Consider the following 5,913-nt stretch of genomic DNA (forward strand, 5'->3'; position numbering starts at 1 on the left):
TCAATACTGGTACAGAGTCAAGGGATAGGATCAGCAGCAAAGGGGGAAAGAGAAGTGTCACAATACTGGAGCGGACGCTTTGCCCGTGAAGGCATGATTTGGGGGAAAGAGCCCAGTCCCTCAGCGGAATGGGCCAGAGGTATTTTTGAGGATGCAGGCTTGAACTCTGTTCTGGTTCCAGGTGCAGGATACGGGCGCAATACCAAAGTATTCTCCGCCGCATTCACTACATACGGGATCGATTTAAGCACCGAGGCCCTGGAGCTTGCCGCAGAATGGGACCCTGCAACGATATTCATTGCCGGTTCTGCACTGGGACCGCACCTGGATGTTCTGGTGGACGCCGTCTACTGCTACGATGTGCTTCATTTGTTTCTGAAAGAGGAGCGAAAGAGGCTGATTGCTGCAAGTCTTGCCCAGCTGCGCACCGGAGGACTGCTTTATTTCACGAGTTTCTCCGATGAAGACCGCAATAACGGCTGCGGCAGGCAGCTTGAACCGGGGACTTATGAATACAAGGAAGGAAAATATGCCCACTTCTTTAGTGAGGCCGACTTAAGAAGCCATTTCTCCGGAACAGAGATTCTTCAGACCGGGTCATTCCTTGAGAAGCTGCAGAGTGAACAGGGAGGAATCCATGAATACATACTGAGATTTATTGTTGCGCGTAAAATAAACTGATGCTCATTACACGTCAATAGGCCCTTCTTTGATATAAAGAAGGGCCTTAAGTATAGTTGGAACCGGGTTGTGGGGGATTGTTCATGTGAGACTTCGTGCCCGCCTATCTTAAATCGCAGTCAGCGAACAGAATATTCCGCGGAATACGGAAGAAGCTTTCGGCTTTTTCCTGCAGGGCCAAGGTTGGAAGATGGCATTGATGCAGCCATTTGCGGAATGTGCCGGGATGTACGCCGATCCAGACGCTGACATCGGTTACAGAGAAATCATACACCATGCATAGCCCCGTCAAAATCACATTGTTCTGCGGTGAGTGGGCGAGTGTTCTTTTCATAAAACGTGAAGGTGTAGGCTGGCATACAATCGGACTTTGCCGCAGGAGAGCTTCATTGAACAGGATATGGGACGGATAGCCTAGCAGGCGGCAGACCTTCTCCAGATTGTTCCTGGAAGGAATGCGTCCTTCGTATACCCAGGCGCTCACACTGCGCGAGGATACGGCGAGCTCTTCCGCAAGCTTGGATAGTTTAATGTCCTTAGCCATCAGGATAGCAAGCAGAACGCGGTTACGGATCTGGCTGCGTTTGGGCCTCCGGAACCGTTTGACCCGTACGCCTTGTCCAAGATATTTGCGGTTGATCAGAGACCAGGCCTGGATTTTATGAGATTCTTGTTGATTCTTAGGCATACTTCCTCCGAATTTTTAACGTTATACTACAATACTTTCGGGTACGCTGCAATGGTTAATGCTGTAATTGCTGACATGAGGTTTAAGTTTCTTTCAGAAGTCTTGCCGTTATGATATATTTTTACTAAACAAATTACAATATTCAGGGCAGGGAGCGAAATAGATGATTAAGCATATCGTATTTTTCAAATTAAAAGACTCGTCACCGGAAAGTATCGCTGCTACAGTAGCAGTTCTGCAGAATATGGAAGGTAAAATCCCTCAGCTGATTTCCATCGAGGTTGGAACCGATGTTGTTCGTTCGGAGCGTTCTTTTGATATTGCGCTGGTAACTGAGGTTGCATCACTGGAGGATTTGCAGGCATATCAGGTGCACCCCGCCCATAAGGAAGTAATAGCGCACATCAACGAGGTCAAGGAAGTGTCCTACGCCGTAGATTACGAAATTTAAGTCTGCCGGGAGCGGCAGGAGTTCCCATTCTATTCCGGAAGCGGTGATGTAAATGCGTGAGCTTGAGTATCCGATGGAAGCGTTAACCTACCTGATCGTTTTTCTGGCCGCCAGCTTCATCATGCTGTTCTGGCTGAAACGCCGCGGCAAGCGCGGCAAATAAATGTTAATCATTGCCGTTCATTTATACTACCAGACTTGGAGGGTCAGCTGTGTACTATGTTAACCGGAAGCAAATTGAAAATATACTGGAGCAGATTCCCGATATCGGGACCGGTCTGCGGGGCGCTGCGGATTCCTGGGATGGAAGCATAGTTATGGGTCTGGTGCAGGAACGCTGCCTGCATCTGGCGATAGAGGTCGTTACCGATGTTGGGAGCTGTCTTATCGACGGGTTCATTATGCGTGATGCCGGCAGCTATGAAGATATCATCTCGATTATCCATGAGGAGAAGGTGCTTGGAGACAGCGGGATCTACGATGTGCTCATTAGCCTGGTAGCGCTCCGTAAGCCGCTTGTGCAGGATTATTATTCCTGGGATCGCAGCGCGCTGCATCCGCTAACGAAGCTGCTTCCAGGCGTTCTAGAGCGTTTTGCCGCAGAGGTGCACCGGTATCTGGATCAGGAGCTGGGAGCGGAGCCGCCGGTTTGAATAGAGGGTAATCAGGCAGACCGGAGGGCATTACACGGACGGCAGCCGTAAGGAGAGGAGGTTCCAGAACATGAAGAAGGGTCAGGAGAGCGGATCGACAAGACGCAATATAATGACGCTGCTCAAAATGAAAGGGCCGCTGACAATCGGCGCGCTTGCAGAAGAGCTCGGGATTACCGAGATGGGCGTACGGCGTCATGTGCTGCAGCTGGAGCAGGAGTCGCTGGCCAAGACCAAGGTAGTACGCCAGGCGATGGGCAGGCCATTGCATGTGTATTCGCTGACTGAGCGGGCGGAAGAGCATTTTCCCAAAACGTATCATAATCTGGCCCTGGAGCTGCTGAGGGAGCTCGATCACACCAGCGGGCTGGAGGCTGTGAATGTGTTGTTTGAAGGCCGGCGGATGCGGATGCTTGCCCAATATACCCCGATGATGGAGAACCGTAATCTGGAGGAGCGGGTAGCTGAGCTGTCCTCGATACAGAACTCCGGGGGATATATGGCTGAATGGAGCAAGGGGGATGACGGCTCATACGTGATGCGGGAATATAATTGTCCCATCCGTCAGGTTGCTACCCAATACCGCAAAGCCTGCCAATGTGAACAGAGTCTTTTTGAGGAGCTGCTCGGGGCTAAGGTGACACGCACGGAATGTATGGCGGAAGGCGGACAAAGCTGCCGGTATGCCATCACTCCTAACCCAACAAACCGACAGGACAATCCTTCTGAAAAAACTTCCTAAAGTAATCACAGGACAAACTCTCTGCGCTTATGATATAGCAGAACTAGGCGATAGCCCGGATGGCCGGGCAGAGGCACTTTGAATCCAAAGGAGAGATGGACGATGAAAAAGGATAGCAAAAGCTTGCTGTGGGGAATTCTGGCGGGTAGCGTTGTAGGTTCAGTGACGGCGCTGCTGCTGGCACCCAAGCCGGGAAAAGAACTGCGCAAGGATATTGTTGACGGAACGAATGGTGCGATTGATAAAGTGCAGGAGATCGCCGTCCAGGCAGGGGATAAAGGATCGGAGCTGTATGGCAAAGCCAAGGACGCGGTAGAGTCTGTGGTGAGTGAAGTAAAGGAATGGAGCAAGCAGTATACCCATACGGATACGGAAGAGGAGCTTGCCGTGGTAAGTGGAATCGCCGCAGAAGAAGCTCCGGTAAGCTTGGACGAAACCGAAACGGCAGAAATTATTGCCGCAGCCATTGAGGATGCCCAGGATGTGGCGGATGCCGGTATCGGTGAAGCCGGAAACAGCGCGGAAGCTGTTGTGGATGAAGATGGTTCAGTGGAATCAGACAAAGACAAAGATAAAGATGGTACTGTCTAAATTTATTTTACAGACTGCATACTTAATGAATGGTGAATATATAAGGCTCCAGCAGGCATACAGCCGCTTTCCGCTTCCGGCGGGAGGCGGTTTTTTCAATACTTCCTTGAATTGGGGCCGCAAAAAGAGTATTATCTGCAATTGGGGCTCAAGCCCAGGTACACTTGTGTTTGGCCTTACATAAGCTACACAAAACAAGTTAAAGGAAGCGGTGTGTTCGTGCAGCAAGCTATAGCTATACTAGACTCAGGTGTGGGGGGACTTACGGTTGTCAAAGAGGTGATGAGACAGCTCCCCAGGGAGAAAATCATTTATTTTGGAGATACTGCCCGTGCCCCATACGGACCCCGTTCAACCGAAGAAGTGAAATTGTTCACTGAACAGATTGTGGACTATTTAATTCAATTTAATCCTAAAATGATTGTTATTGCCTGCAACACCGCAACAGCGGCAGCGCTGGACTATATCTCCGCAAAGGTGTCCATACCGGTGATCGGAGTCATCCATCCCGGTGCCCGCGCCGCCATCAGTGCAACCAAAACAGGCCGTGTTGGTGTCATCGGCACCATTGGAACGATTAAGAGCGGGGCTTATACAGCGGCGCTGAAGCAGCTTTCCCCGTTTGTCGAGGTGGTCAGCCAGGCTTGTCCGGCGCTTGTCCCTTTTGTGGAGCAAGGCATGTTCCGCTCAGAAGAAAGCCATATCGCAGTGGCTGAATCGCTTAACGGAATCAAATACGAGCCTATCGATACTATGATTCTCGGCTGTACACATTATCCGTTTCTGGTAGAACCGATAGGCAAAGTAATGGGGCCGGGAGTGAAGCTGATCAGCTCGGCGGATGAGACTGCGCGGGAAATTAGCACCATTCTCTACGAGAAAGGCCAGCTGGCCAAGGGGGATGAAACCCCGATCCACCAATTTTTCTGCAGCGGAGATGCCGAAATGTTCCAGCGGATCGCCCGCGACTGGCTTGGTGAGCAACTTAAACGCACGCCTGTCGTCTGGCAGGTATCCTCGTTGTAGATTTACTGTGGTGACATGAATAGGGACAACCCCCCGTAACGGGTATTGTCCAGGAAACCGTGAGAGTTGCTCCCGGTTTCTTTTTTTATTAGGCGTGTATTATAACTTGTATATGGTGATTCACCCGCTGAGCGGGGTGGGGCGCTCAAATAAAGAGCCTCGAGAGGGTGGAGCACCACAGAATCCGGCGTATGGCGTCATTAGACAATCGCGGAATTAGAGGAAAAGTCCCACTGATATCGGCATAAATGAGCAAAGTTGTGAAATCAAAGGGAAATATCCCGTTGAATTTGGCGTAAATGAGCAAAGTTGTGAAATCAAAGGGAAATATCCCGTTGAATTTGGCATAAATGAGCAAAGTTGTAAGATCAAAGGGAAAAGTCCCGTTGAATTTGGTGTAAATGAGCAAAGTTGTGAAATCAAAGGGAAAAGTACCGTTAAATTTGGTGTAAATGAGCAAAGTTGTGAAATCAAAGGGAAATATCCCGTTGAATTCCCCCTGTTGGGCCCCATGAATTCAAGCCCCACTATTTTTGTATGCGGTTACATTTTTTCGTTTAGTCAAGCATTGGCAGGCTCTTTTCGTTCATGCGGAGCAGTAGGGGCTGCATACAATAAGGTGAGGCTGTGTCCCGGAGTCTTGCAGGGGATGACGGCAACTAGAGGGTTTGAGAGGATGAGACATATGCAGCAATATATTACCCGCAGGGGAGACACTGTTAACCGCATTGCCGCCAGGCATGGACTTACACCGGAGCATGTCATCCAAGGGAATCCGTGGGCAGGGAGACAGCCCTACCTATACCCGGGGCAGATTCTTTTTCTGCCCTCTGCACCGCGCAAGCGTTACTCCGTGCAGCAGGGTGACGATGCAGCTTCCATCTCTGCCCTATTCGGAGTGAGCGTTGAGGAGCTTGAGATTCTGAATCCCGGTGTCACCTCCGCACGCCAATGCATCCCGGGTAAGGTGCTGGTCATCCCCCAGCCGCTGTCCAGCAGCAGGGTAGCTGTCAACAGTGAATACGGACCGGCAGATGTAGAGGAAGAGATCAGGCAGCTAATGGATAAGTACTCCTTCATT

General features: G+C 50.5%; 9 protein-coding genes. 7 read left to right on the top strand and 2 right to left on the bottom strand.

What is annotated here, in order from left to right; all coding sequences use genetic code 11:
• Window positions 1-681, top strand: a 681-nt coding sequence (locus tag AQR02_RS07145) for a class I SAM-dependent methyltransferase (RefSeq protein ID WP_245237180.1), incomplete at its 5' end; no start/stop codon positions are given.
• Window positions 682-784: 103 nt separating this feature from the next.
• Here AQR02_RS07145 and AQR02_RS07150 read toward each other — a convergent pair.
• A complete protein-coding gene (locus AQR02_RS07150) occupies window positions 785-1,369 on the bottom strand; it encodes a helix-turn-helix domain-containing protein (RefSeq protein WP_054939993.1) in 585 nt (194 codons plus the stop codon).
• Window positions 1,370-1,532: 163 nt separating this feature from the next.
• Here AQR02_RS07150 and AQR02_RS07155 point away from each other — a divergent pair, with 163 nt between their 5' ends.
• The 5 genes from AQR02_RS07155 (at window position 1,533) to racE (ending at window position 4,832) form a co-directional block, all read left to right on the top strand.
• The gene (locus AQR02_RS07155; protein ID WP_054939994.1) at window positions 1,533-1,820 is read left to right on the top strand and encodes a Dabb family protein; all 288 of its coding nucleotides are present in this window, start codon (window positions 1,533-1,535) and stop codon (window positions 1,818-1,820) included.
• Between the two features lie 212 nt (window positions 1,821-2,032).
• Window positions 2,033-2,473, top strand: coding sequence for a DUF86 domain-containing protein (locus AQR02_RS07160; RefSeq protein WP_054939995.1), 441 nt, complete (start codon window positions 2,033-2,035; stop codon window positions 2,471-2,473).
• A 70-nt stretch (window positions 2,474-2,543) separates the two neighbouring features.
• On the top strand, window positions 2,544-3,215 hold the full coding sequence (locus tag AQR02_RS07165) for a helix-turn-helix transcriptional regulator (protein ID WP_054939996.1): 672 nt from the start codon (window positions 2,544-2,546) through the stop codon (window positions 3,213-3,215).
• A 102-nt stretch (window positions 3,216-3,317) separates the two neighbouring features.
• Window positions 3,318-3,806: a YtxH domain-containing protein gene (locus AQR02_RS07170; RefSeq protein ID WP_054939997.1), complete on the top strand. Its 489-nt coding sequence runs from the start codon at window positions 3,318-3,320 to the stop codon at window positions 3,804-3,806.
• Between the two features lie 219 nt (window positions 3,807-4,025).
• The gene (gene racE, locus AQR02_RS07175) at window positions 4,026-4,832 is read left to right on the top strand and encodes a glutamate racemase (protein ID WP_054939998.1); all 807 of its coding nucleotides are present in this window, start codon (window positions 4,026-4,028) and stop codon (window positions 4,830-4,832) included.
• Between the two features lie 216 nt (window positions 4,833-5,048).
• On the opposite strand, the gene AQR02_RS35485 is transcribed toward racE, so the two are convergent.
• Window positions 5,049-5,345, bottom strand: coding sequence for a DUF1720 domain-containing protein (locus tag AQR02_RS35485; RefSeq protein WP_108721980.1), 297 nt, complete (start codon window positions 5,343-5,345; stop codon window positions 5,049-5,051).
• A gap of 172 nt (window positions 5,346-5,517) precedes the next feature.
• Here AQR02_RS35485 and AQR02_RS33690 point away from each other — a divergent pair.
• The coding region (locus AQR02_RS33690) for a LysM peptidoglycan-binding domain-containing protein (RefSeq protein WP_245237182.1) at window positions 5,518-5,913 on the top strand (396 nt) is incomplete at its 3' end.

Source organism: Paenibacillus ihuae (assembly GCF_001368795.1).
Taxonomy (GTDB): domain Bacteria; phylum Bacillota; class Bacilli; order Paenibacillales; family Paenibacillaceae; genus Paenibacillus_AQ; species Paenibacillus_AQ ihuae.

Excerpts from the sequence above, each read along its gene's own strand:
- AQR02_RS07150 (WP_054939993.1), bottom strand. The coding sequence starts at position 1,369 with ATGCCTAAGAATCAACAAGAATCTCATAAAATCCAGGCCTGGTCTCTG.
- AQR02_RS07155 (WP_054939994.1), top strand. The coding sequence starts at position 1,533 with ATGATTAAGCATATCGTATTTTTCAAATTAAAAGACTCGTCACCGGAA.
- AQR02_RS07165 (WP_054939996.1), top strand. The coding sequence starts at position 2,544 with ATGAAGAAGGGTCAGGAGAGCGGATCGACAAGACGCAATATAATGACG.
- AQR02_RS07170 (WP_054939997.1), top strand. The coding sequence starts at position 3,318 with ATGAAAAAGGATAGCAAAAGCTTGCTGTGGGGAATTCTGGCGGGTAGC.
- AQR02_RS35485 (WP_108721980.1), bottom strand. The coding sequence starts at position 5,345 with ATGGGGCCCAACAGGGGGAATTCAACGGGATATTTCCCTTTGATTTCA.